Origin of the sequence: Clostridium sp. MF28 (genome assembly GCF_002969175.1) — a bacterium.
Lineage (GTDB): Bacteria > Bacillota > Clostridia > Clostridiales > Clostridiaceae > Clostridium > Clostridium beijerinckii.
The window spans coordinates 2293504-2320164 of sequence record NZ_CP014331.1 but is presented as its reverse complement, the minus strand read 5'-3'; the positions used below and the strand labels follow the sequence as shown (position 1 = coordinate 2320164).

Sequence of the window (26661 nt, the reverse complement as noted above, 5' to 3'; positions counted from 1 at the left end):
GTTAAAAATTTTATATTCATTCTAATCTCTCCATTAATTTAAATGAGTAGCCTATTTTTTCTATTTCATCTCTTGATAAGACTGATCCCTCTGGAGGTCTCACATTTAATTTAAAAACTATAGCTTTTTGCCCAACTTCTTGTTTAAAATTCACACGATTCATTTTGATATCCATATTAAGTGTATCAGAGATAGCCTCTGCTGTTGATTCGTGTCCTATTGCAGATATGAATCCGTCCTTATATAAAAGCTTTTTTGCAGATTCCACATCTATATCACTTATCTTATAAACACCATTTGTTGTAGCAACAGTTCCATTAAATATCGCAACCTTCATGTTCATCACCTCTAATAATATATTACTACATAAATCCTATATTTGTCAGTCATTTAATTTATATTGCAAAATCAATTAGCTTATTTGATCAAGTTATGCATTTAATATTTAACTTTAACAAGAAATCAAATATAATTATAATAGCATTTAATATTTTAATCGAAAATATAGTAATAGCTTATAAGTAGTAAGGGTGGAGTTAAAAAATGTTAAAAGGTAATTTTGGAAATGATGAATTGAATAGTATTTATAATTCTATTAAATATATAGAGACTTTCTTTGATAATGACATAGAAATTATGTTAACGGATAGAGAAAAAGTATTATATTACAAAGGAAGTAAGGAAATAGATTTTAAAATAAAAGAAGGAGATGTTGCTGGAGATTTCGTGAAAAATGCTATGAATAAAGGAAAACCAGTGATTGAAATGATTCCAAAAGAGTTCTTAGGGGTGGCTTTTAAATCATATATGGTTCCAATTAAAGATGATACTGGTATTATAGGTTCAATTGCAATAGGAAAGAGCTTAACTAAGAAAAATTCAGTAATGGATATTACAGAAAGTTTAATTCAATCGGTTTCTCAAATATCAACTGGAATAAATGATATTTCAGCTAGTTTTCAGGAATTAGCAAGTATGAATTCAGAAATACTGGTTAAAACAAATGTTGCCAATGAAATGGCAGCTAATACTGATGAGATAGTTGGATTTATAAAAGGTATATCGTCTCAAACAAATCTTCTGGGATTAAATGCAGCTATTGAGGCGGCAAGAGCAGGAGAACATGGGAAAGGGTTTAATGTTGTTGCAAAGGAAATTAGAAAATTATCTAATGAGTCTCATAAATCTATAGGATCAATAGAAACAGTTATAAAAGATATATCAGATGCAATAAAAAAGATAAATGAAAAAGTATCAGATGTTGATACTGTATCAGATAAACAATTAACAGCATTAGAAAAAATAACAGAATCAATTGAAAATCTAAATTCTACTGCAAGTTTATTAGGGAAATTGTCAGAAGAATTATAATAAATTCCATTAGGAAATATTATAGTGGCAGCTCTTATCATGAGAGGTGCCACAAACTATATAAAGGAAGTGAACAATTTGATTTAGTTAAAGTCCTTCATATAATCTCCGTGAGCTTGGATCATTTCATCACACATTTTTATAATGTCATCAATAGATAATTCAGCAGCTGTATGTGGATCCATCATGGCAGCTTGATAGATTTTACGTCTATCTTTTGTAACTGCTGCTTCAATTGTCAATAGCTGAGCATTTATATTATTCATATTCATAGCAGCAAGTTGAGTTGGAAGTTTTCCTACATGAGTTGGATGAATTCCCATAGCGTCGACCATACAAGGAACTTCTACGCAGGCATCAGTTGGCAAATTATCAATGAGCCCAGTATTTAGTACATTACCACCAATTTTATAAGGGGTATTAGTCACAATTGCTTCCATAATATAAGATGCATATTCTTTTGAGCGTTTATGTGTAACTTTACCATCACGTAATATTTCATTTTTCTCTTTTTGCCAACCCTCAATTTGTTCAATACATCTTCTTGGATATTCATCTAGGGGTATATTAAATTTATCAATTAGCTCTGGATATTTTGATTTAATGAAAAAAGGATTATATTCTGCATTATGTTCGCTTGACTCAGTGCAGTAGTATCCAAGGTGTTTGATGTATTCATAACGAACCATGTCTTTATGTTTTTCTTCACCAGAATTTTTTAGCTCAGCTCTTTTTCTAATCTCAGGATATAAATCATTGCCTGCTTTATCATATATTTCTAATAACCAACCCATATGATTAATACCAGCAATTAGCTCTTTTCTACCTTCTAGTTTATCTTCCATGCCTAAATCTTTTAACAAATGTTCTGAACATACTTGTACACTATGACAGAGTCCGATTGTTTTTACTTTAGTGAAACGTTGCATAAAACCTGTAAGCATAGCCATTGGATTAGTATAGTTTAAGAAATATGCATCAGGGCATACTTCTTCCATATCTTTTGCGAAATCAGCCATTACAGGAATTGTTCTTAGAGCTCTCATAATTCCACCGATTCCCATTGTATCTGCAATAGTTTGTTTTAAACCATATTTCTTAGGAATTTCGAAATCTGTGATTGTGCAAGGATCATATCCTCCAACCTGAATAGCATTAACCACAAAAGTTGCATCTTTAAGTGCTAGCTTTCTATTTTCAACGCCTAGAAAACATTTTATATTAGCCTTGCCATTATTTATATTTTTGTTGATTGCATTTAGGATTATTTCACTTTCCTTTAATCTTTCCTCATCAATATCATAAAGTGCAATTTCACTATCTTGTAGTGATTCTGTGCACATACAATCACCTAAGACATTTCTTGCAAATACAGTACTTCCAGCTCCCATAAATGTAATTTTCATATAATCATCCTCCTTGAGTAATTTTGATATAACTATAAATAAATTATATAATTGTAAATGTATGCTTTCTATGTTTTATGTTTCTAAAAATTGTGGTTATGTTGAATGTTTGTATACTTTTATTAATAAAAATTAAAAGTGGATTTATTATTTTGGTAATTTATTATATAAATTTAGTTTTAAAGCTGGATAGATATATTCATAAAGTATAGATAACCCAACTTTAAGTTAGATTTATACTATGAAATATGTCCCAACTAGAAATAAGAATTATGCTTTTGTGAAATGTTTCATTAGGAATTTGATGGCTTTGATTCTTAGATTAAAAGTTGTTCCAAGTATGCTAGTTCAAAGCTTGCCTTTGAGGCTAGCATCTTGGTGCAACTTGTGAGCTTAGAATCATCCATCATAATTTCCTTAGAAACTGGAACAACAGCATAATTCTCATTTCGGCGAGATATATGCATAAGTCTAGGTCTTAGTTGGTTTATCTATATGTAAGTACCATAGAGGAGGATTAATTAATGGAAGCAAAGTTAGAATTTACTTCAAAATATAAATCAATCAGTACTTTAACAATATACTATGGAGGTCATGAGGTCTGTGCGCCATCCCATTCTTTTGGGCCTGCCATTCGCCATCACTATCTTTTGCATTATATTTTAAATGGAAAAGGGAAATATTATGTAAATAACAAATGCTATGAATTACAAGGTGGAGAGGCTTTCTTAATTTGTCCGGGTGAATCTACCTATTATAAAGCAGATAAAGAAGAGCCTTGGGAGTACTGTTGGGTAAGTTTTGATGGGAATGATGCTAGCACTATTCTAAAAAATTGTGGATTATCGAAAAATAATTTAATTTTCAAGGATAACAGTAATGGGGTTTTCAAAGAAAGACTACTTTTACTAATACATAATTATGAAGAAGATAGTCACAATGAGTATGCTCTCATTGGTCAGTTGTATATGTGTTTTTCGAGCATGTATGATCAGGTAAATATAAAAGAAAAAAACACTTGTGAGTCATATGCTGATAAGGCCCGCGATTATATTTATAATAACTTTGGCTATGATATCAAAGTTAGCGACATAGCTAAATATGTTGGAATTGATAGAACATATTTATATAAAATATTTATGGAGGAATATAAAATTTCACCTCAGAAATATCTTATTTCTTTTCGGTTAAATACTGCTGTGAATTTACTTGAAACCACGAAAATGAATATAACAGAAATTTCTTATTCTTGTGGATTTAAGGATACTCCTACTTTTTATAAACATTTTAAGAAACAGTTTAATATTACACCTGTGCAATATAGAAAAAGTAGCATTGATTATATTAAACTACCTAATGAATAGAAAAGCTGATGTTAATTAAAAACTGCTTAGTGCAATTAGTTATAAAATTAATATAGTGGTATAATTTAAATATAAAACTATAATTAATTATCTTTAAATTAAATGGAAAAATAACGTATAAACATTTTTGCGTAAAAGGAGATGTTATCATGAATGAAGTATTACAAAACATATTAACAAGAAGAAGTGTGAGAGCTTTTAAGGAAGAACAATTAAAAGATGAAGAATTAGATTTAATTTTACAGGCAGGTGTAAATGCACCAAGCGGAATGAACAAACAAAGTTGGCAGTTCACAGTTGTTCAAAGCAAAGAAAAGATGGAGAAGCTTGCAAAAGTAGTTAGAGAAGCTTTGAAAAGGGATGCTGGATATAACTTTTATGCGCCTCCAACTTTAATTATGTTGTCTAATGATAGAGATAATACAAATGGACTTGCGGATTGTTCTTGTGCATTAGAAAATATATTCTTAATGGCAAATTCACTAGGAATAGGTTCATGTTGGGTTAATCAATTAAAGAATATTTGTGATGAAAAAGAAGTAAGAGAAGTATTAAATAGCTTTGAAATACCTGAAAATCATATTGTTTGGGGAATGGCAGCTTTAGGGTATCCGGCTAATACACCGAAGGCACACGGAAGAAAAGATGGAGTGATTAAATTCATAAAGTAATATCTATTAAAACAAATATCAGAATCAAGATGTGTTTCAATATAGAGAAAAATAAGCAAAATATCCTGAGTCTAGGAATTTGCTTATTTTTTATTCTGTAGGAAATCTACACATATAAAAAGAGTTTGAAGCACAAGACAGAATTTATCTAAAGTCACCTTAAACTTTCTTCTTTAAAAATTAGTAATAATTGAATTGTGAATAAATTACTATAAATAGTTAGAAAATAGAATGTAATAATATATCAAAAATAAAAATTTACTATTTTATTTTTTAAAATAATTATTAGTATGTATATTTATCATCAATTGCATATATATGTAATTTAGGCAAAACTTTTTAAAAAATACAAAAAAGTATTGACTATATAAAAACAGAAGAATATACTTATAACATAGTAAACTGATAAGAATTATATGAGAAAGTTTAAGGAGTGGTTGGAATGTCAAAGATATATAAGAATTTAGCAGAATTAGTAGGTAAAACCCCATTATTAGAAGTTGCAAATTATAGTAAGGGAAAAGATTTAAAAGGAACAATATTAGCTAAGTTGGAGTATTTTAATCCAGCAGGAAGCGTTAAAGATAGAATTGCAAAGGCTATGATAGAAGATGCTGAAAACAAAGGTTTATTAAAACCAGGATCAGTAATAATTGAGCCAACTAGTGGTAATACAGGAATCGGTATTGCATCTGTAGGTACTGCAAAAGGGTATAAGGTTATAATTGTTATGCCAGAAACAATGAGTGTAGAAAGACGTAGTCTTATAAAAGCTTATGGAGCTGAGATAGTTCTAACTGAAGGAGCAAAAGGAATGAAAGGAGCTATAGCTAAGGCAAGTGAGTTAGCAAATGAGACTCCAAATTCATTTATACCAGGACAATTTGTAAATCCAGCGAATCCGGAAGTTCATAAAAATACAACTGGTCCTGAAATATGGGAAGACACAGATGGAAAAGTAGATATATTTGTTGCAGGTGTTGGTACAGGTGGAACTGTTACAGGAGTTGGAGAATACTTAAAATCTAAAAATCCAGATATTAAAATTGTTGCAGTAGAACCAGCGGATTCACCAGTTTTATCAGAAGGTAAATCAGGTCCTCACAAAATACAAGGAATTGGTGCTGGATTTGTACCAGACGTTTTAAATACAAAAATATATGATGAAATTATAAAAATAACAACAGAAGAAGCATTTTCTGCTGCTAGGGAATTATCTAAAACAGAAGGTTTACTTGTTGGTATTTCATCAGGAGCTGCTGCATTTGCTGCAACAGAATTAGCAAAACGTCCAGAGAATGCAGGAAAAACAGTGGTGGCATTATTACCAGATACAGGAGAACGTTATTTATCGACTGCATTATTTGAAGATAAATAAGAATATATAGGAAAAGCATTTATAAACTCAATTCGCTTAGTTTTAAGTGAATTGAGTTTATTTTCGGTATATAAGATTACAGATTTGGTATAGATAAACCAACAATAAGCTATATGCATAAGTTCAACACTTATTTGGCTATAGGGTTCCAACTTGAAAATTTGAGATATCACAAACATAGAAATTGGATACATATTTGTGTAGTAGGCATTTGAAAATAAGCTGCTTAGGTTCTTAAGGTGAGGTTGTTCCATTTACTGCCTGTCACACTGAAAGTGGGAACATGCAGTAATGGGTGCAACCTGCCATTTAGAACTTTTCAGCGAAATTTTAATAGTCCTATGGAACAAATATGTATTCAATTTCGTTGGTGATTCACATAAGTTCGATTCTCATTGCGGAACCCTATATGTGATTAGAAGTGAAGTATTATATAAATCTATCTAATTAATTTATATAACTCACTTTCTTCTTTACTAATTCTCTTTTCTATAGCAACTAAGATTTTTTTTGTTTCGCTTGTAAAAACTTCATTGCCTTCAGATATTATTTTACTCTTTGTATTAAATTTATTTTTATAATTTGTAAATGTATCTGAAATTCCACCCATTTCATTAATATATGAATTTGCTAGGTTTTTAAGTTTATTATCATCTCCATTAAGTAGATTAGGGTATAAAAATTTGTCCTCTGAACTTAGATGAATTTTCAACTTTCCAGCAAGTTTGTTTATATGAGTAGTTATATCCAAAAGATCAGATTCGAATTTTTTATTATTAATTGACTCATTTATATAATTTATTTCCTCAAAAATACCTTTATGTTCTCTCATCAAATTATCTATATTCATAATTAACACCTCATTAATATTTGTAATTCATTAACTAAAGTATAGTTTTTATATGATAATAAGTATGTAACAAAAGTTACAATATTTATTTGTTTATGAATATTTATCTTATAGCTGAAAATTTTAGTATTAACACTGAAATAACAAGAAAATTATTAATTGTCCAATGTGCACTAAATTATTGTCTATAAAATTATAGAATATATATTGCCAATATGGTATTATAGTTTTGACAAAGGTGTCTTTATTATTAATAAAGGCATTTTTTTATATTCTTTTATTGAAGATTAAGATTATAAGAAAATGCTAAGTTAGAGAGAAATTATTAGTAGTTTAGAATCAACAATTAAACTACTTAGGGGGAGTTAGAATGAATTTTAATTATAATTTACCAATAAATCTTCTATTTGGAAGAGGGAGAAGTAATGAAATAGGAACTGAGGTTGCTAAGTATGGAAAGAAAGCGCTTATTGTAACTGGGAGAAACAGTACAAAAAAAAGTGGTTTACTTGATAAAACCATAGATTTGTTAAATGAAGCAAAAGTTCAATATGAAATTTTTGATAAAGTAGAACAAAATCCACTTACTACAACTGTATATGAAGGTGTAGATGTTATAAAAGAAACTGGATGTGATGTTGTTTTAGGACTTGGTGGTGGAAGCATTATGGATGCAGCCAAGAGTATAGCCTTTTCAGCTAAAAATCCTGGAGATATATCAGAATATATATTTGGTATTAAACAAGGGAGTGAAGCATTGCCTATAGTTCTAGTTCCGACAACATGTGGGACTGGAAGTGAAGGAAACTGTTTTTCAGTTCTTACAAATCCTGAAACTAAGGATAAGAAATCCCTTAGAACAAATATAATTATTGCAAAAGCATCAATTATTGACCCAGAACTTATGGTGACAATGCCAAAGAGCATACTTGCATCTGTTGGATTTGATGCATTAGCGCATAATATGGAAGCGTATTTATCAAAAATAGGACAGCCATTAACAGATATGAAAGCATTTTATGGAATAAAATTATTATCAGAGAATTTAATTAAAGTCTACAATGATCCAAGTGATTTAGATGCATGGGATAGTGTAACTTTAGCAAGTACACTAGGTGGAATGGTGATAGGAATAGCAGGAGTAACTGCACCTCATGGACTTGAACATCCAGCGAGCGGATTACATGATATTGTTCATGGCAAAGGATTGGCAGCCCTTACACCAATTATTGCTGAAAAATCGTGGGAAAGTAATTTAGAAAAGTACAGTAACATATCTAAACTATTAGGAGGAACTGATGCAAAAGATTGTGCAGATGCTATAAGAAACTTTCTGAAAAAAATTGATTTGAAAGTTACTTTAGGAGAGCTTGGGATTACAGAAAAAGATGTAGAATGGATGGCTGAAAACTGTATGAAGGTTTCAAAACCAAGCATAGCAAATCATCCTAAGGAATTTTCATTAGAAGAAATTAAGGATATATATTACAAGTCATTATAATATAGAAATTTAAAATAATTTATTAGATGCAAAGGCGCACTGAAATAAAAATCAGTGCGCCTTTTGTGTTATCAAGATTAAAAAAATATTTATTAGGAGGAATAATTATGGAAAAATCAGGTTTAAAGAAGGATAATTTAAGTATTATTGAAACAGTGGCTTTATCAGTGGCTATTATAGCACCAACAGCAGCGATGTCATTAAATATATCTCTAATGGCGCAGACATGCTCGTTTTCTGCACCACTTGTATTTCTAATTTCAACTATAGTAGTAGGTCTTGTATCATATTCGATTATAAAATTTAATCATTATATATCTGCATCAGGCTCACTTTATGCTTTTACTAAAACAGCCCTAGGAAATAAAATGGGATTTACATCTGGATGGGCACTATTACTTGCCTATATTGCATTAGCAGGAGGCACTGCAGCAGGGTTTGGTAATTTCTTCTCTGGATTTTTATCTGTATTTGGATTTCATGTAAATTGGATGCCAATCTCAATAATAGCATCTATTGCAATGATTGCATTAGGAATCATTGATGCAAAGATATGTAATAGAATTATTCTAGTAATAGAAGGAATATCAATATTACTTATACTACTACTTTCAGTTGTAATTTTAATTAAAGTTGGTACTACAAATGGTTTGAGCTTGATTCCTTTTAAGAGTAACGGGGTTAGCACATCAGCTTTAGCTTCAACTTCAGTATTTGCATTTCTTTCTTTTATAGGTTTTGAAAGTGCTTCAAGTTTAGGTGAAGAAACAAAGAATCCTAAAAAATTCATTCCAATAGCAATAATAAGTGCTGTATTTTTATCAGGTTTATTTTATTTAGTTTGTAGTTATGCACAAGTTATAGGTTTTGGTCTTGATGCAAAAGGACTTGAGGCGTTATCTTCTTCAACACTTCCACTTTCAGATTTATCAACAAAATATATGACAGCAGGATTTGGTACAATATTGATGTTGGTTGCTGCATGTTCAAACTTTTCTTGTGCGCTTGGATCTTACTGTGCTGGTTCAAGAATGTTATTTGCATTAGGTAGAGATGGAATAATGCCAAAAGCGATGATGAAAATACATCCTAAACACAATACACCATATTTTGGATTGATATTAATAATAATAATATCAGATATAGTTCAAATTGCATTATTTAAACATGATGGTATAGAAGTGTTTGGTTATTTGGCAACAATAGGATCATTAGCTATACTTGTTTCGTATATATTTACAAGTATAGGAGCTATGGTTTACTTTACAAGAAACAAAGTATGGGGAAAAACTCATTTAATAATACCAATAGCATCAATAGCAGCCTTGTTATATGTATTATATTCTAATGTTTACCCTATACCAGAGTTTCCTAATAACCTGTTTCCATATATAGTATTGGCATGGATTGTAATAGGTTTTGCTATTAGTAATATATTTGGAAAAAGTAAGATTAAAAGAGATGAAAAGAGAGAGGGTTACGTATTAGAAGTAAGGGGATGGAAAGATGAAAATAAAAGTTACTTGCGTTCAAATGGAGCCAAAACTAAATAATGTAAAGTATAATTTAGAAAAGATGGTTACATTCATAAACGAGATTATGGAGAAAGATAGTGAAACTGACTTAATAGTATTTCCTGAGTTAATAACATCTGGATATGAATGTGGTAATAAATTTAAAGAACTAGCTGAAGTAGTGGAAAGTAGTAATAGTATAAAAGTCATAAGTGAACTTGCAAAAAAATTTAATACTAATATAGTTTATGGATTTCCAGAAAAAGATGGTAATCTAACAGATGTTCTCTACAATTCATCTGTGTGTATAGATAGTAGCGGGAGAGTGGCAGGAGTATATAGAAAAGTACATCTATTTGATACAGAAAAAAGATATTTTAAAGCAGGCTGTGAGTTCCCAATTTTTAATACCTCTTTTGGAAAAATTGGAGTAATGATTTGCTGGGATACTGCATTTCCTGAAGTTGCAAGGACGTATTGCTTGAAAGGGGCTGAGCTTCTTGTGGTTAATACTAATTGGGAAAAGCCATATTCTGATGATTGGGATCTAGTAACAAGAGCACGAGCATTTGATAATTGCATATATTTAGTAGCAGCTAATAGAATTGGACAAGATAAAGAATTGGGCTTTTTTGGCCATAGTAAAATAGTAGATCCTGTTGGAAGACCATTAAAAGAGTTAAATGATGAGATAGAGGGAATAGTATCTGGGGAAATAGATTTAGAATTGCCTAGAAAGCTTAGATCAGAATACTACACTTTATTTCAAGATAGAAGACCTGAACTATACAAAGAGATAATAAAAGAGTAATCATAAGTTAAAATATTTAACAAGGAAGTTAGATATTGCATACAAATTGTAGTTGGATTGATAGATTCAGGCATTATTTAATAAACTTAGTGTTGAATCAAATAGTGTGCATACTGCACAAAAAAATTGTTATTTATGGTTATAGAAATAGGGTAACTACCATGATAATATTATCCTAACGCAAAACAATGTAATAATTTAATATTAAATGCGAAGGCGCACTGTAAGAAAAAAACGGTGCGCCTTTTTCTTATTACTTTAGATGAAGTGGAGTTGAGAATATGTATAAGGTTAATGAATTATCAAAGAAATATGGAGAGTTAGAGGTTTTAAAAAATATAAGTGTAGATATAAAAGAAGGGGAAGTAGTTTGCATAATAGGACCATCAGGATCTGGTAAAAGCACATTTTTAAGGTGTTTAAATTTATTTGAAGTTCCAACAGGTGGGGAAATGTTCTATGATGGTAAAAATATACTGGGTAAGAATGTCGATAGCCGTTCTCTTAGGGAAGAAGTAGGAATGGTATTTCAAAAATATAATTTATTTCCGCTACACACAGTGATAGAAAATGTTATTTTGGCACCTGTGCTTACAAAAAAGAAAAATAGAAAAGAGGCTGAGGAAATAGCTCTAGAACTTCTTAAAAAGGTTGGTTTAAAAGACAAAGCAGATGTATATCCTAGGACTCTATCTGGTGGGCAACAGCAAAGAGTTGCAATAGCAAGAGCGCTAGCAATGGAACCAAGGATGCTCTTATTTGATGAACCTACATCAGCGTTAGATCCAGAATTGGTTGGTGATGTGTTAGATGTTATGAAGCAATTAGCTAAGGATGGTATGACTATGGTAGTTGTTACTCATGAAATGGGATTTGCTAGAGATGTATCTGATAGAGTAATTTTTATGGACAAGGGTTATATAGTTGAAGAGGGGAAACCAAAAGAGATTTTTGCAAATCCAAAAAATCCAAGAACAAAGGAGTTTTTATCTAGAGTTTTAAACTAAATTCACATGTTAAATTTGAAATTACTATAGATAATAAAAAGATTCAACATTAAAAATAATTACGAAAAGGGGAAATTAATTATGAAAAAACTAGGGAGAAAATTATTAGTTGTAACAATGGTTATAATGAGTTGTATTGGATTTATGACAGGATGTGGCTCGGGAAGTTCTAGTACTACATCAACATCAGCAGGTAATGATAAATCAAAGGATACATTAGCAGCTGCAAAAGAAAAAGGGGTATTAACAGTTGCTTCATCAAATGATGCACCATTTGCATTTATGGATGCTAAAACAAATGAATTTACTGGAATTGATGCAGAAATCATAACAGAAGTTGCAAAAAGATTGGGAATTAATAAAGTTGAAATGAAGCAAATACCGTTTGAAAACCTGTTGGTTGAGTTAAATAATAATACAGTAGATATGGTAACAGATGGAATGTATGTTAAAGACGAGCGTAAGAAATTAGCATTATTTACAAACATATGGTATAAGGAAGGCGAAGCAATAGTAATTCCTAAAGATTCAAAAATTGCAAGTAAAGACGATTTAAAGAATGCAACATTGGGAGGGCAAAAAGGTACAGCGTTTCTTGAAACAGCTCAAAAGTGGCAACAAGATGGATCAGTGAAAGATGTTAAAGTATTTGGAAGTCAATCTGAATTAATGTTAGCAGTAAATACTGGTAAGGTAGATGCATGTATAACTGACGGAATGGTTGCCGGATACACACTATCACAAGATAGCAGTCTTAATTTAAAGATATTATCTCCATATAAAGCTGAAACATCTGGAATGATAGCAGCAGCAGTTAGAAAAAATGATAAAGCTTTAGCAGATGCAGTTAACGAACAGATTGATGAAATGAAGAAAGATGGAACAATATTAAAACTTCTTAAGAAGTATGGAATGAATGAAGATTATTTTGTATCAGTAGAAGATGGTAAAGCTTCTGACAAGTAACAATATAAACTAAAAAAGAATCCAGACGGATTCTTTTTTAGAAGGGGAGGAAATGAATATGGATATTTTATCTAATCTAGATTTTAGTACAGCTTTCAAGTTCTTGGTGCCTTCATTAAAGGCAGGTCTTTGGGTTGTAGTACAAGCGACAGTGTTTGGATTTTTTTTAGCAATAATCTTAGGATTATTTATTGCAATTGGACGTATTAGTAAAATAAAAATTTTAAGAGGATTTTTATTAGTATTTTTAGAATTTATAAGGGGAACTCCTTTATTAGTTCAATTAGTATATATGTATTATGTAGTACCACTTTTAGTATCTATTATTGTACAAGTCTGGAATCCAGGGTATCAATTTAAAATAAGTTCACTGGTTGCGGGAACAATAGGCCTTGGAATTAACTATGGATGCTACATATCAGAGGTTATTCGTTCATCAATATTATCAATAGATGGAGGACAAACAGAAGCAGCATTAGCATTAGGACTTACAAATAATCAAACTATGTTTAGAATAATAATACCGCAGGCACTTCGCAATGTAATACCTGTCTTTGGAAATTACCTTGTAATGATGTTAAAAGATACATCACTTCTTGCATATGTCTCGGTTAGTGAACTATTATTACGTACGCAAAGTTATGCATCTCAGTCATTTTTAACTATCGAATCATATACGATTTTAGCAGGATTTTATTTAATATTAAGTTTGCCACTTGCACAACTAGTAAAACTGGTAGAAAAAAAGATGTTGAAATTTAACTAGTGAGGTATATGGTGAACAATTATTTAGGTGTCACCTGGTAAATTATTTTCTATTATAAACATTTATGTAAAAACTGTAACTAAGAATCAAGGTATTTACCCATATTAAAAGAGCATATGAAAAATTGTTAGTAGAAGGTTGAGCAAATTCTAATTATATCAATAAATATTGAGAGTAATAAGAATTTGATCAACCTTCTTTTTAATATGAAAAAATTATTATAATATTATATCTTTTTTTATGAGGAGATATTATTATAAAAATATAATAAATAAAGATGACATTTTAAATAATTAGAGGGGCAAGGGTGAAGTTTATGTCAATTTCGGTAAAAGATATACTTAAATTAGATTCCTTAAGAAAAATTAATCTTGTTGGTGGAGAAGGTGGCTTAGAAAAAAGCATAGAGTGGATATATGTGGCGGAATGTTTTGAGAATCCATTGGAGGGAATTAAATGGCTGCAAGGTGGAGAAATCATATTTATAACCGGCGTTGGAATTAGAGAAAATGAGGGGCTATTACTAGATTTTATTAAAGGAATTAGTGAGAAAAATGGTTCGGGCTTAGTAGTAAATATAGGTCCATACATAAGGAATGTATCTGAAGAGGCGATTAAACTCGCTAATGAACTTGAAATTCCATTGTTCACATTGCCTTGGGAAGTTAAATTGGTTGAAGTCTCAAGGGAAATTAGCAATGCTATTATTTTATCTCGTATTGAAGAGAATTCTCTATCACATTTTTTAAGTAATATTCTATTTGGAGATGGTGAATTAGAAGGAGATGCAATACAAAAGGCCGCATATTTTGGATATAATCTGTCAGGCGGATGTTGCATATGTGTTATAGATATTGATGGTTTCGAGAGATACTTAAAGTTAAAGAATTTAGGTGATGAGAAAAGTATATCTAAGATTAAAATAAACTTTAGAAAAGTGGTTCAAGATATACTTGATAAACATGCACTAAAGGTACCAATAATAGATAAGGATGATGCTGTAATCTTTTTTATTAGGTCAGAAGAAAATTGTATGAATAGATTGGATAAGGCTTTAAAAGAGATACAGTTAGCTACAAAGAATCGCATGGATGGAATGTCTGTAAGTGTAGGAATAGGAAACTCGTACAAGGATTTAAAAATGATGAAACAATCATTAAATGAAGCGGAGCTAGCGATAAATAGTGCTAAATGCCAAGGTTTAGATGACACAATTACAAGATACAAAGATATAGGAATTTACAGCCTGCTTTTTAGCGTTGAGAATAGGAGCATATTACAAAACTATTTTTCAGAAGTTTTAGGTCCAATTAGTGGTGCCGATAATAAAGATAATAATTTAATTGAAATATTAGAAATGTATCTAAATGAAAATTGTAATATCACAGTTACAGCGGAAAAGTTATTTCTTCATAGAAACACCCTTAAATATAAAATAAAAAAGATAGAAGAACTATTAAATTGTGATTTACGGAATTTTAATGATTGTATTAAAGTAAAAATTGCACTAGACATTGGTAAAATTCTTAAATAGGCAGATAAATAATATAGTCAATGTGCACTAATACATTAATTTTGATCATGTATTAATCTAAGTTTTAATATGTTTATGTGTATTTGATGTTGGGACTTTAGTCAAAATAGACAAAAACATTATAATGCTTGGACATAGAAAAGAAAAATAGAAAGTATTATTATATAAACAAGTTAAGAAATTTAAATAAAATTTATGGGCAATGGAGTCTTTCGTGTAAATAAACATGATGGCTCCATTTTTATGGAATTAGAAATATATTAAGAAAATAAACGTTAATGGAGGTTTTTATAATGATAGAAGAATCAAATGTAAAATTAGTAACATCAATACCAGGTCCTAAATCAATAGAAATATTAGAGGAAAGAAAAAAATATGTTGCCGATGGAGTTTCAGTATCAACTGGTATTGCTATAGCTGAAGCAAAGGGAGCATTAATTAAAGATGTAGATGGAAATATATTTTTAGATTTTGCAGCAGGAATTGGTGTTCAAAATGTTGGACATTGTGATCCTGAGATTGTTGAAGAGATAAAGAAACAAACAGAATTATTTATTCACCCAAGCTATAATGTAGTAACATATGAATCTTACGGTGCTTTGGCAAAAAAATTAACTGAAATAACAGTTGGAGATTACGAAAAGAAAGTAATGTTTGCTAATAGCGGAGCAGAAGCAGTAGAAAATGCTATAAAAATAGCAAGGACTTATACTAAGAAAACAGGAGTACTTTCAGCTACTGGGTCTTTCCATGGTCGTACAAATATGACTATGTCAATAACAAGTAAATATAAACCATACAAAAATGGTTTTGGACCATTTGCACCAGAAACATATAAATTTGATTTCCCTTATTCGTATAGAGCACCACTTGGAGTTTCAGAAGAAGAATATGCAGATGAATGTATTAATAGACTAAAAACTATGCTTAAAACAACACTTTCTCCAGACATGATTGCATGTTTAATAATTGAGCCGTTACAAGGTGAAGGTGGATTTGTAGTTCCATCTGCAAAATACATGAGAGAATTGCAAAAAGTTTGTAATGAGAACAATATAGTATTTATAGTTGATGAGATACAAGCAGGATTTGCAAGAACAGGAAAAATGTTTGCACATGAGCATTATGGTATAGAACCAGATATTATCACTATGTCAAAATCAATAGCTGCTGGAGTACCGCTAAGCGCAGTTGTGGCTAAAAAGGAAATAATGGATTCAGCATGTGTTGGTGGAATTGGCGGAACATATTCTGGAAGTCCTCTTGGATGCGTAGCAGCGCTTAAAGTTATTGAGAAGATTGAAAAAGAAAATCTATGTGAAAAATCATTAAAACTTGGCGGATATATTATGGAAAGACTAAATGAGATGAAGGAAAAGTATACAGTTATAGGTGATGTAAGAGGATTAGGTGCAATGGTAGGATTAGAATTTGTAAAAGATAGAAGCACAAAAGAGCCAGCAGCAGATTTAGTTAAATCTATAATTAAAAAATGTTATGAAAATGGTGTTATATTCTTAAATGCAGGTATACTTGGAAATGTAATTCGTTTCCTACCACCACTAGTTATGACAGATGAACAAGTTAAATATGGAATTGATGTATTGGAAGAATCAATAAAAGAGTGTATATAAATAATATTCAAATATTTTGGAAAGTAATTTTATATATGGCATGTAAAAAAGTTTGACAATAAAATATCCAAGTAGTAATATTAGATTAAAGCAAAGAAGCTCACACAGTGGGATTCTTTGCTTATTTTTTGTATAAAAGAAAATTTTTTTACAATAATAATATTAATTTAGATTGTTTTTACAGAATAGGTTTTTGAGTGTGAGCATATGGAGGGGAACATGGTAGAAACGGTAGTATCTTTAGGATTAGCGGTTGATGAAAAGTTAGTAATCAAAAAAAATAGACTTACGTCAGTAAATATTAATGAAAAGGCTAAAAGAATATGTATTATAACAGGTCTTCATGGAGATGAACTTGAAGGTCAATATGTATGTTATAAATTAATAAGAAAAATTAAAGAAAATATTAAATACTTAAATGGAATTGTTGATATATACCCATCTTTAAATCCGCTTGGAATAGATTCAGTACATAGGGGAATGCCAACATTTGATTTAGATATGAATAGAATATTTCCAGGATCTGAAAGCGGAGCAATGGCAGAACATGTTGCAGCTAAAATTATTGAAGATATAGAAGGGGCTGATATATGCATAGACCTGCATGCAAGCAATATATTTTTGAGAGAAGTGCCTCAAGTTAGAGTGAGTGAGCATATAAAGGATAAATTAGTACCTTATGCAAAGCTGTTGAATATGGATTTTATATGGGTTCATCCAGAGTCTACTGTTCTGGAATCAACACTTACATATAGCTTAAATAATAAAAATATACCAACATTGCTTGTAGAGATGGGGGTTGGAATGAGAATTACACAAGAATATGGGGATCAATTAGTGGAAGGTATATTTAATTTAATGAAAAAATTGGGCATATGGAATGGGACAGTAAATCCTGTAAGAGACCCCATAATATCAACTGAAAAAGAAGTGAATTTTATAAATGCTAATTCATCAGGAATATTTATGCCTTGTGTAAAACATTTGGATGAAATAAAAAGAGAAGAAAAAATTGGAGAGATTTTTAATTCCTTAACTGGAGAGATAGAAGAAGAGGTTATTTCATCTTGTGATGGAGTAGTATTTACATTGAGAGAATACCCAGTTGTTTATGAAGGATCACTTATTGCGAGGGTACTTGGAGGTGTAAAATGATAAAAGAAATAATATATACATTAAAGTCACCTCATAGAGATGATATGAGAATAACAGGATATAAATTTGGAAAAGGTGGAAAGTCAGCATGCATAGTAGGTGCAATAAGGGGAAATGAGATACAGCAATTATATACGTGTTCTCAATTGATTAAAACTTTAACTAAGTTAGAGCAAAGGGGAGCAATCTCAAGACATAGCGAAATCCTTGTGATTCCTTGTGTAAATCCTCATTCAATGAATATAGGAAAAAGATTTTGGACAATGGACAACACTGATATAAATAGAATGTTCCCAGGAGAAGTGAATGGGGAAACAACTCAGAGAATTGCAAGTGGTGTTTTTGAACAAGTTAAGGATTATACGTATGGAATACAGTTTGCTAGTTTTTATATGCCAGGAGATTTTATTCCGCATATAAGGATGATGGAAACAGGATATCAGAGTCCAAGTCTTGCAAATTTATTTGGACTTCAGTATGTATTAATTCGTAAGCCGAAACCTTATGATACCATGACATTAAACTATAATTGGCAGATGTGGAATGCAAGTGCCTTCTCTTTATATACAAATGCAACAGATCAAATTGATGAAGTTTCTGCCAAACATGCAGTAGTGGCTGTATTAAGATTTTTAACTAGAATGGGAGTTATAAAGTATACTAGTCACAGTGGATACATAGCTAGTGTTTTGCAGGAAGATGATTTGCTTTCGGTAAAGACTACTACAGGTGGAATATATAGACGGTTAAAAAATCCAGGAGATGGAGTGGAAAGAGGCGATGTTCTTGCAGAAATAATCCATCCATATGAAGGTGAGATCATTGAAAAAATTACATCTCCTACTGATGGAATAATCTTTTTTGCTCATAAATCACCAATGGTCATGGAAAATGTGGTTGCATATAAAATAATAAGGAGACTTCATGAGTAAAATTTACATAACTATTATGAATATTAGCTTTTGATAATCGAAAGTTATATTCATGGTGGTTATTTTTTTGTCATAAATTTTAAATGATATTTTGATTAATGTAATAATAAGTATTCCATAATTATTATAAAGTATTAAGAAGTATATGTTTTCAGGAAGAATATATTTAAAAATAGTATTAACTTTTATTGACATATGATCATATAATTGATACTATAAATATACTAATTATATAGGAATTGTAGGAATTATAGGAGGTAACAATGGATAATACATTTTTTTCGAAATTTATAATGATAACAAGCTATAAACCAATAATATTTATAGCAATTTTAATAGGTCTATTCTATGGACTTTATAAGTTAGAAAAGGCTGGATTAAACTTTTCAAAACGTATGATTATTTCAACTGTGGGAGGATTATTACTTGGAGTTATAATACAATTTATAGCAGGATTTCCAAGCAATACAGGAGATGTTGTTTGGATAGGTGAGGTTACAAAATGGTATGGGCTAGTAGGAAATGGATTCATGGACCTATTAAAAATGTTAGTAGTACCATTAGTTTTTCTTTCAATGTTAAAAGTTATAATAAACATGGATGAAAAACAAAGTTTAGGAAAACTTACTTCTAGATCAATATTTGTTTTATTAGGAACTACAGCTATTGCTTCAATAGTTGCTATAATAATCGGAAATTTATTTAGACTTGGCGTTGGAGTTGAAGCAATCCAAAGTAAAGCTGAATTAAAAGAAATAACATCTTTTGTAGATACTATGAGAGGACTTTTACCAGCAAATCCAATAAAAGCAATGGCAGATGCAAACATAGTGGCTGTTGTTATATTTGCAGCATTTCTTGGAATAGCTATAAGAAAACTAAATAAGACTAACAAAGATATTATAAAACCAGCAATAGATGTTATAGAGGCATTCTATAACATAATGACTACTGTAGCTAGAACAGTTATCAGATTTATGCCATATGCTGTATTACCACTACTTTCAAATACAGTTGCATCAAATGGAATATCAGCAATAATAAATGTGGTTAATTTCATAGTTGCTTTATATGTAAGTGTTATTATTGTATTTGTAATTCATCTTGTAATAATTTCACTTAATGGCTTAAATCCTATTCAATATTTAAGAAATGTAATTGAGCCGTTAGTTTTGGCTTTTACATCTAGATCAAGTCTTGGAACTTTACCAGTTACTATTGAGACTTTGAATAAAAAAGTCGGAGTTGAAAAAGGAATTGCAAGCTTTGCAGGAAGCCTTGGAGCTAATATGGGAATGAATGGCTGTGCTGCTATATATCCAGCATTAATGGCTGTTACAATTGCAAATATGTCTGGAACTCCAATGGATTTTAGCTTCTACGCTATGCTGGTAATTACTATAATTATAAGTTCCTTTGGAATAGCTGGATTACCAGGAACAGCAATAATGTCAGTATCAGTAGTAATATCAGGAATGGGAATGGGAAGTTTCTTCCCTCTTGCAGGAGGAATACTTGCAATAGATCCGATATTAGATATGGCGAGAACAGCGCTTAATGTTGATGGATCAATGGTTACAGCAGTAACAGTTGCTAAGAGCTTTAATGAATTGGATAAAGATGTATTTAATAATGTTCAAGATAAAGTTATAGCAGAAGGAAATTAAAAAAATAGAATTAAGATATTAAAGACCATTAGGTGAGAATATAAATCACCTAATGGTCTTTTTGAATTGAGAGTGTACTAAAAAAATTATTGACAAAACTGTTCATACTGTATATATTGTATATATACAGTATGAACACAAAGGAGGCGAAGTAGTAATTTGAAAATATTACTTTCTAATAAATCTGATTTGCCTATTTATGAGCAAATTAAAGCTCAAATAAAAGAACAAATCCTGTCAGGCGAAATTTTAGAAAATGAGTTTTTGCCATCAATAAGACAGCTGGCGAAGGACTTAGGGATAAGTGTTATTACCACAACCAGAGCTTATTCTGACCTTGAAAGTGAAGGGTTTATAGCAACTCTTAGAGGAAAGGGAAGTTATGTACTTCCTAAGGATAGCGAAATGGTAAGGGAACAATATTTAAAGAAAATAGAAGAAGCCCTCATGGTTGCTATTGAAAATGGGAAACTAGCAAATATATCTAATGATGAATTGGTGGTTATGCTAAAAACATTGGCAGATGAGCAAATTACATAAAGTGAAACTTTTCAGATGGAGTTTTATACTCAAGCTGAATTTAATTGAACTTATCCAGTAGCATGTAGCCGTTATAAGGGAGTGTTACGGATGCTAGCTATCGGATAGAATATGTGGAAGTTTAATTATTACAATACACGTTATTATTAAGAATATGATTTTAAGGAGTAGGGAAATATGAATGCACTTGAAATAAAGAACTTAAATAAAACATTTGATGGCTTTGAACTTAAAAATATAAATTTGGAATTGCCAAAAGGTTATATATTAGGATATGTGGGACAAAATGGTGCTGGGAAAACAACGACTATAAAACTTATAATGAATCAATTGAAAAAAGATAGTGGAGTAATAAAAGTATTTGGCAAGAGTTATGAGGATGGAGAAGAAGTTTATAAGGACATGATAGGATTTATCGGAGATGAATGCTACTTTCCAATAAATTTTACATTAAAAGATGTAATTAATACACTCAAAGATTTTTATACTTCATTTGATGAAAGCAAATTTAATGAGTATGCTGAAAAATGGAACCTTCCTTACAAGAAAAAAATAAAAGAATTTTCAAAGGGAATGAAAGTTAAATTATCTTTTGCAAGTATTTTATCAAGAAATACAAAACTTCTTCTATTAGATGAACCAACAAGTGGCCTTGATCCAGTAGTTAGAAATGAAGTTTTAGAGATATTACAGGAATATATAGCAGATGGAGAAAAAAGTGTTCTATTTTCAACCCATATAACAAGTGATCTTGAAAAGATAACAGATTATCTATTCTTTATTAATAATGGAGAAAAGGTATTTTATGATATAACAGAGAATGTACTAGAAAATCATCTATTGGTTAAAGGTGGTCTTGATGATTTAACAGAAGAATTAAAAGAGAAGTTAATTGGATATAAGTCTTCTAATTTTGGATTTGAAGGATTAATTGATTCAAAGAATAGAGAGTATATAAGTAAAGATTTGTTAGTAGAAAAACCATCGATGGATGACATTGTGATATTTTATATCAATGGAAAAAGAGATCAGTAATAAAATATTCTATGCATATACGTTGCAAGAATAATTCTCTATCATAATTCTAAAAATATTGCAAGAATTTTAACTGGAATTGTGAATTGTGACATATATATTATGTTTTAGTATTAATTCTATGTAGAATTTATAAAGAGAAAGAGGTTTTAAAATATGAGTAGATCAATAAGTTATTTAAAATTTGATTTAAGATTAATAAAAGAAAGTATTAGGCTTTATGTGTTAGCTCCAGCAATATTTTGTGCTTTATTTATGTTTTCAGGAGAAACATACACTATGGCATTATCATATTTATTTTTCTTTTTAATAATTTTAGCAACAGTACCATTTAGTACTCAAGGTAATGAAAAAAGTACTCAAATGTATTATATGTTTCCTGGTAAAATTTCTGATATGGTTCTTGGTAGATTTTTATATTTAATAGGTGTAGCTTTGTTTATATTTCTCATTAATACATCTATTGTGACTTATCTATATCAGATTAGTAGAGTTCAAAACTTTGAAGTTCTAACAATGTTCTTTTGCGGGTTAATGAGCTTAATAACTTGTTTTATTCAATATCCTATATATTATAAGTTTGGGATGGAAAAAGGAAAAGCAATATCAATATTAGTATATCTGTTACCTGCATTTTTCATATTTGCGTTACCATCATTTTTGGTCAATAAGGATGGTTTTATATTAGAGAATTCTTTAGATTTTATTATAAATAATAAGTTAATATTAATAATTATCAGCATGTTAGTCACAATAATTATAGGATATATTTCATATAAAATTTCATATAAAATTTGTAAAGCAAAAGAAATATAGTGTGTAAAGATATTTGTTAAAAAATATTTAGAAATATTAAGTATAAATTAAGGTAAATTTAATATTTTTTTCTATCATTTATTAATGAAAAATATGTATAATAGAAATATGATGAAAAGTAAATTATTAACATACATTGTATTTTTATCATCAAGTGAAACTTTATTCAGGTGGGGTTTGATCCTCATCTGAATCTTAGTTGAACTTATCCAGGAGCGTGCAGCCGTTATCTCAGGCTTAAAGAAGTGGGAGTTTTACGGATGCTAGCTATCGGATAAATATGAGTATTTACAGGGGGAAAGAAAAATGAAAATGAAAAAAACTTTGGCATTCATTATGACAGCAGCGTTAACTGTTGGAACAATGGCTGGATGTAGCCAAGCAACACTTAATTATGCACAGGAACTTTCAAATACGGCTAAATGGGAAGCAACAACATCAAGCATTGATGGAGACTTAAATATCAATGTAAAAGGAAAAGATGGGACTGAAACAAAACAAGAAATAAAATTTGCAGCTACTGGATATACAGCAAAAGATAAATCATATGTTGATATGACATTTACTGATCCAGCAGGAAAACTTAATATTCCAGAACTTAAAGCATATTCAGATGGAACTACAAGTTATATAAATAAGAGCTTTTACCAAGGGATATCTTCTTTAACTGGACAAAGCGCTCCAACAGGTTTAAATAATATAACTCAAGAGTATATAGGAATTGATACTCAAGCATCAGGTGTTGATACAACAAAATTAAAAGCACTAATGACTCAACCAGATGGAATGGTTGAATTCGGAAAGATGATATTTGGAGGAAATGCTGATCTTGATTTACCTTTCGTTCAAAATGGAAGAGAATATACAATAAATCTTGATGCAGATAAAACTGTAGATTTAGCCGCAAAAGCATTAAAAGCAACAGCTAATAATTTAGATAATCTTAATAGTACATTTAAGTTAGGATTGCCAGCTGAAAGTATTACACAGATGAAAACTGCTGCTAACAGCCCAGAATTTGATAAATCATTACCTGAAATTAAGGCATCATTATCTGGAACAACTATTAATTCAAAAGAAGTGTTCACAGATAATGATTATAGCTCAGATTTCAATATGAATTTACAAATTAAAGATTTTGGAACTATTGCATTAACTATGAAAACAACAGATACTAAGAGTGATGTAAAAGGGATAACTTTCCCAACTAGCACATTAAAAGTTTCTCAAGAAGAGTTTAACAAATTAATGATTCCAGCAACAAACACAACTATAGCATCATCTACAAATGTAGTATCAAAATAATATTTTAAAATAAAAGCAGTATAAAAAAGAACCACTTCCTATCAAGCAGATAAGGAGTGGTTCTTTTTTTGAATATATTTTTAGAATTAAAGTAAATTTTTGTATGAACATATTGTTTTGAACAATGAAAGATGTTAAGATAATTTTGTTCAAAATATGAACCGGATGGAGGGGGAAAATGAGTAAAGTAAGAACAGCAGTAATTTTAGCAGCTGGAATGGGATCAAGATTGCAGGATATAACAAAGGATATGTTACCAAAAGGATTTATAAAGGTAAATGGGAAAAGCTTGATAGAAAGATCTATTGAGAAATTACGAAGTCTAGGCATAGATAAGATTTATATAGTAACAGGACATTTGCATGAATTTTATGATGAACTAGCAAAAGATAAAAATTATATAGAAACAAGAAAAAATAGAAAATATAAAGCTACTGGCAGCATGACCTCACTATCAATTCTTGAAAATGAATTAAAAGAAGACTTTTTGTTACTTGAAAGTGATTTAATATATGAGGTTTATGCACTAATAAAGACTATAAATTTTGAAGAAAATGATTGTATTTTACTAAGTGGAAAAACAGATTCCGGAGATGAATGCTTTGTAGAAGTTAGAGATAATAACTTATATAAAATATCTAAAAGAAGAGAAGAAATAGGACATGTATATGGGGAATTGGTTGGGATTTCTAAAATATCATTAGCGTTGTATAAGGAAATGTTGAAGCAATATAAAGAATTTAATAGAAAAATATATGATTATGATAGTATTTTTGAAGATAAGTGCGAGGTGACAAAGAAATACGATTATGAGGATGCAATATTTGATTCTGCTAAAAAAAGAAAAGTAGGATATCTAAAGATTGAAAATTTAGTATGGGGAGAAATAGATGATAAAAATCATCTTGAAAGAATAAAGAAATCAATCATACCAAAGCTAGAAAAAATTTCAGAAGAGAGAGCAGTATAGAGGAAAATGTTTGGATGTGTTCTAGGTTAATAGATTTTTTATAGTTAAGTTTTAACATCTAGAAATATGCATATAAAAATGCAGAAAATAGGAGAGTGTGAAAGAATATGAAAACAGTTTATGTTGCTATGAGTGCTGATATAATTCATCAAGGACATTTAAACGTACTAAATGAAGCAAGAAAATTTGGAGATATAATAGTGGGATTGCATACAGATGAGGTTATAAGAGGTTATTGGAGAAATCCAATAATGAAGTATGATGAGAGAAAAGAAGTGATTAGTAATATTAAAGGAGTTATATCTGTAGTTCCTCAAGAAAGCTTAGATCAAGTTCCAAACCTTCTTAAAATTAGACCTAACTATGTTCTTCACGGGGATGATTGGAAGGAAGGCTCGCAAAAAGAATTAAGAGAAAAAGTTATAGAGGTGTTAAAACAATGGGAAGGAGAACTTATAGAAGTTCCATATACTAAAGGGGTTTCCATTTCAAAATTAGATGAAGAATTAGCTAAAATAGGTATAACGCCTCAAATGAGAATGAAAGGCCTAAAGGAATTAATTTATTCAAAGAAACCCCTAAGAATACTTGAGGCTCATAATGGCTTGACAGGACTCATTGTTGAAAAGACTAAAGTTAAAAGTGATGGGAAAATAAAAGAGTTTGATGGAATGTGGATTAGTTCATTATGTGATTCAACAGCTAAGGGAAAACCTGATATAGAATTGGTAGATTTAACATCAAGATTAAATACAATTAATGATATTTTAGAGGTAACAACAAAACCTATAATAGTTGATGGTGATACAGGAGGACAAATTGAACATTTTGTCTATACGGTTAAGACTTTAGAGAGATTAGGCGTTTCAGCTATTATCATTGAAGATAAAACTGGTCTTAAGAAAAATTCATTATTTGGAACAGAAGTGAAGCAAACTCAAGATACAATAGAACATTTTTGTGACAAAATAAGGGCTGGGAGAGAGGCGAGAGTAACTAGTGATTTTATGATAATTTCAAGAATTGAAAGTTTAATTGCAGGCGCTGGAATGGATGATGCTATAAAAAGAGCTAAAGCTTATATTGAAGCAGGGACAGATGGTATCATGATTCATAGTAAAGAGAAAGATGGAAGAGAAATTATTGAATTCTGTAGGAGATATAATGAGTTTGAAAATAGAGTACCTTTAGTAGTAGTCCCAACTTCATATAATTTTATGAAAGAGGAAGAGTTAATGGAATTAGGAGTTAACGTTATTATTTATGCAAATCATCTGATAAGAAGTGCATATCCAGCAATGGTAAATACAGCGAAAAGTATTTTGGAGAATGGACGATCTAAAGAGGCTTCAATCAACTGTATGCCTATAAAAGAAATACTTACTTTGATTCCAGGAGGAATGTAAAGAAATTAATTAAACAAATGAAATTAGATATATTTGAATGCTTGTTTCATTTGCTGACTATT

Annotated in this window: 24 protein-coding genes; 21 read left to right on the top strand and 3 right to left on the bottom strand. The window is 30.2% G+C overall.

Annotated elements, in window-relative coordinates:
• Nucleotides 1–16: 16 nt before the first annotated feature.
• Complete coding sequence (locus AXY43_RS10235) at nt 17–337, bottom strand: YddF family protein (protein ID WP_017212555.1); 321 nt, start codon at nt 335–337, stop codon at nt 17–19.
• 206 nt (nt 338–543) lie between these two features.
• Between AXY43_RS10235 and AXY43_RS10230 the strand changes: the two genes are divergently transcribed.
• Nucleotides 544–1371 (top strand): methyl-accepting chemotaxis protein, encoded by an 828-nt coding sequence (locus AXY43_RS10230; RefSeq protein WP_039770147.1) that lies wholly within the window; start codon nt 544–546, stop codon nt 1369–1371.
• 83 nt (nt 1372–1454) lie between these two features.
• On the opposite strand, the gene AXY43_RS10225 is transcribed toward AXY43_RS10230, so the two are convergent.
• Nucleotides 1455–2777: an alpha-glucosidase/alpha-galactosidase gene (locus AXY43_RS10225; protein WP_039770149.1), complete on the bottom strand. Its 1323-nt coding sequence runs from the start codon at nt 2775–2777 to the stop codon at nt 1455–1457.
• Nucleotides 2778–3301: 524 nt separating this feature from the next.
• Between AXY43_RS10225 and AXY43_RS10220 the strand changes: the two genes are divergently transcribed.
• The 3 genes from AXY43_RS10220 to cysK all read left to right on the top strand — a co-directional run bounded on the left by AXY43_RS10220 (nt 3302) and on the right by cysK (nt 6190).
• Complete coding sequence (locus AXY43_RS10220) at nt 3302–4141, top strand: AraC family transcriptional regulator (RefSeq protein WP_039770151.1); 840 nt, start codon at nt 3302–3304, stop codon at nt 4139–4141.
• A 149-nt stretch (nt 4142–4290) separates the two neighbouring features.
• Entirely contained in the window at nt 4291–4812 is a 522-nt protein-coding gene (locus AXY43_RS10215) for a nitroreductase family protein (protein WP_023973557.1), read from the top strand.
• A gap of 442 nt (nt 4813–5254) precedes the next feature.
• The gene (gene cysK / locus AXY43_RS10210) at nt 5255–6190 is read left to right on the top strand and encodes a cysteine synthase A (protein WP_039770153.1); all 936 of its coding nucleotides are present in this window, start codon (nt 5255–5257) and stop codon (nt 6188–6190) included.
• A 439-nt stretch (nt 6191–6629) separates the two neighbouring features.
• On the opposite strand, the gene AXY43_RS10205 is transcribed toward cysK, so the two are convergent.
• The gene (locus AXY43_RS10205) at nt 6630–7040 is read right to left on the bottom strand and encodes a hemerythrin domain-containing protein (RefSeq protein ID WP_023973556.1); all 411 of its coding nucleotides are present in this window, start codon (nt 7038–7040) and stop codon (nt 6630–6632) included.
• Nucleotides 7041–7410: 370 nt separating this feature from the next.
• Here AXY43_RS10205 and AXY43_RS10200 point away from each other — a divergent pair, with 370 nt between their 5' ends.
• From AXY43_RS10200 to aepX, 17 genes are all read left to right on the top strand, one after another.
• Nucleotides 7411–8541: an iron-containing alcohol dehydrogenase gene (locus AXY43_RS10200; RefSeq protein ID WP_023973555.1), complete on the top strand. Its 1131-nt coding sequence runs from the start codon at nt 7411–7413 to the stop codon at nt 8539–8541.
• Nucleotides 8542–8648: 107 nt separating this feature from the next.
• Complete coding sequence (locus AXY43_RS10195; RefSeq protein ID WP_023973554.1) at nt 8649–10094, top strand: APC family permease; 1446 nt, start codon at nt 8649–8651, stop codon at nt 10092–10094.
• Complete coding sequence (locus tag AXY43_RS10190) at nt 10048–10866, top strand: carbon-nitrogen hydrolase family protein (protein WP_023973553.1); 819 nt, start codon at nt 10048–10050, stop codon at nt 10864–10866. The genes AXY43_RS10195 and AXY43_RS10190 overlap by 47 nt, the downstream gene beginning before the upstream one ends.
• A gap of 281 nt (nt 10867–11147) precedes the next feature.
• Nucleotides 11148–11873 (top strand): amino acid ABC transporter ATP-binding protein, encoded by a 726-nt coding sequence (locus AXY43_RS10185; RefSeq protein ID WP_017212547.1) that lies wholly within the window; start codon nt 11148–11150, stop codon nt 11871–11873.
• Nucleotides 11874–11954: 81 nt separating this feature from the next.
• Entirely contained in the window at nt 11955–12839 is an 885-nt protein-coding gene (locus AXY43_RS10180) for a substrate-binding periplasmic protein (RefSeq protein ID WP_023973552.1), read from the top strand.
• Between the two features lie 58 nt (nt 12840–12897).
• The gene (locus tag AXY43_RS10175; RefSeq protein ID WP_023973551.1) at nt 12898–13605 is read left to right on the top strand and encodes an amino acid ABC transporter permease; all 708 of its coding nucleotides are present in this window, start codon (nt 12898–12900) and stop codon (nt 13603–13605) included.
• A gap of 316 nt (nt 13606–13921) precedes the next feature.
• Entirely contained in the window at nt 13922–15139 is a 1218-nt protein-coding gene (locus tag AXY43_RS10170; RefSeq protein WP_077856648.1) for a PucR family transcriptional regulator, read from the top strand.
• Nucleotides 15140–15432: 293 nt separating this feature from the next.
• Nucleotides 15433–16773: a 4-aminobutyrate--2-oxoglutarate transaminase gene (gene gabT, locus AXY43_RS10165; protein ID WP_087701186.1), complete on the top strand. Its 1341-nt coding sequence runs from the start codon at nt 15433–15435 to the stop codon at nt 16771–16773.
• A gap of 219 nt (nt 16774–16992) precedes the next feature.
• Nucleotides 16993–17928: a M14 family metallopeptidase gene (locus AXY43_RS10160; RefSeq protein ID WP_023973549.1), complete on the top strand. Its 936-nt coding sequence runs from the start codon at nt 16993–16995 to the stop codon at nt 17926–17928.
• Nucleotides 17925–18860, top strand: coding sequence for a M14 family metallopeptidase (locus tag AXY43_RS10155; protein WP_012060502.1), 936 nt, complete (start codon nt 17925–17927; stop codon nt 18858–18860). Before AXY43_RS10160 ends, AXY43_RS10155 begins: the two co-directional genes overlap by 4 nt.
• Before the next feature lie 263 nt (nt 18861–19123).
• Nucleotides 19124–20527: a cation:dicarboxylate symporter family transporter gene (locus AXY43_RS10150; protein ID WP_039770157.1), complete on the top strand. Its 1404-nt coding sequence runs from the start codon at nt 19124–19126 to the stop codon at nt 20525–20527.
• Between the two features lie 159 nt (nt 20528–20686).
• Complete coding sequence (locus AXY43_RS10145; RefSeq protein WP_017212540.1) at nt 20687–21067, top strand: GntR family transcriptional regulator; 381 nt, start codon at nt 20687–20689, stop codon at nt 21065–21067.
• Between the two features lie 177 nt (nt 21068–21244).
• Nucleotides 21245–22102: an ABC transporter ATP-binding protein gene (locus tag AXY43_RS10140; RefSeq protein ID WP_077856718.1), complete on the top strand. Its 858-nt coding sequence runs from the start codon at nt 21245–21247 to the stop codon at nt 22100–22102.
• A gap of 156 nt (nt 22103–22258) precedes the next feature.
• Complete coding sequence (locus AXY43_RS10135; RefSeq protein WP_023973546.1) at nt 22259–22918, top strand: ABC-2 transporter permease; 660 nt, start codon at nt 22259–22261, stop codon at nt 22916–22918.
• A 306-nt stretch (nt 22919–23224) separates the two neighbouring features.
• Nucleotides 23225–24223 carry a hypothetical protein gene (locus AXY43_RS10130; protein ID WP_023973545.1) on the top strand — a complete coding sequence of 333 codons (999 nt, stop codon included), beginning with the start codon at nt 23225–23227 and terminating at the stop codon, nt 24221–24223.
• Between the two features lie 178 nt (nt 24224–24401).
• Entirely contained in the window at nt 24402–25193 is a 792-nt protein-coding gene (locus AXY43_RS10125) for a phosphocholine cytidylyltransferase family protein (protein WP_023973544.1), read from the top strand.
• A 107-nt stretch (nt 25194–25300) separates the two neighbouring features.
• Complete coding sequence (gene aepX / locus AXY43_RS10120) at nt 25301–26599, top strand: phosphoenolpyruvate mutase (protein WP_039770161.1); 1299 nt, start codon at nt 25301–25303, stop codon at nt 26597–26599.
• Nucleotides 26600–26661: the final 62 nt, after the last annotated feature.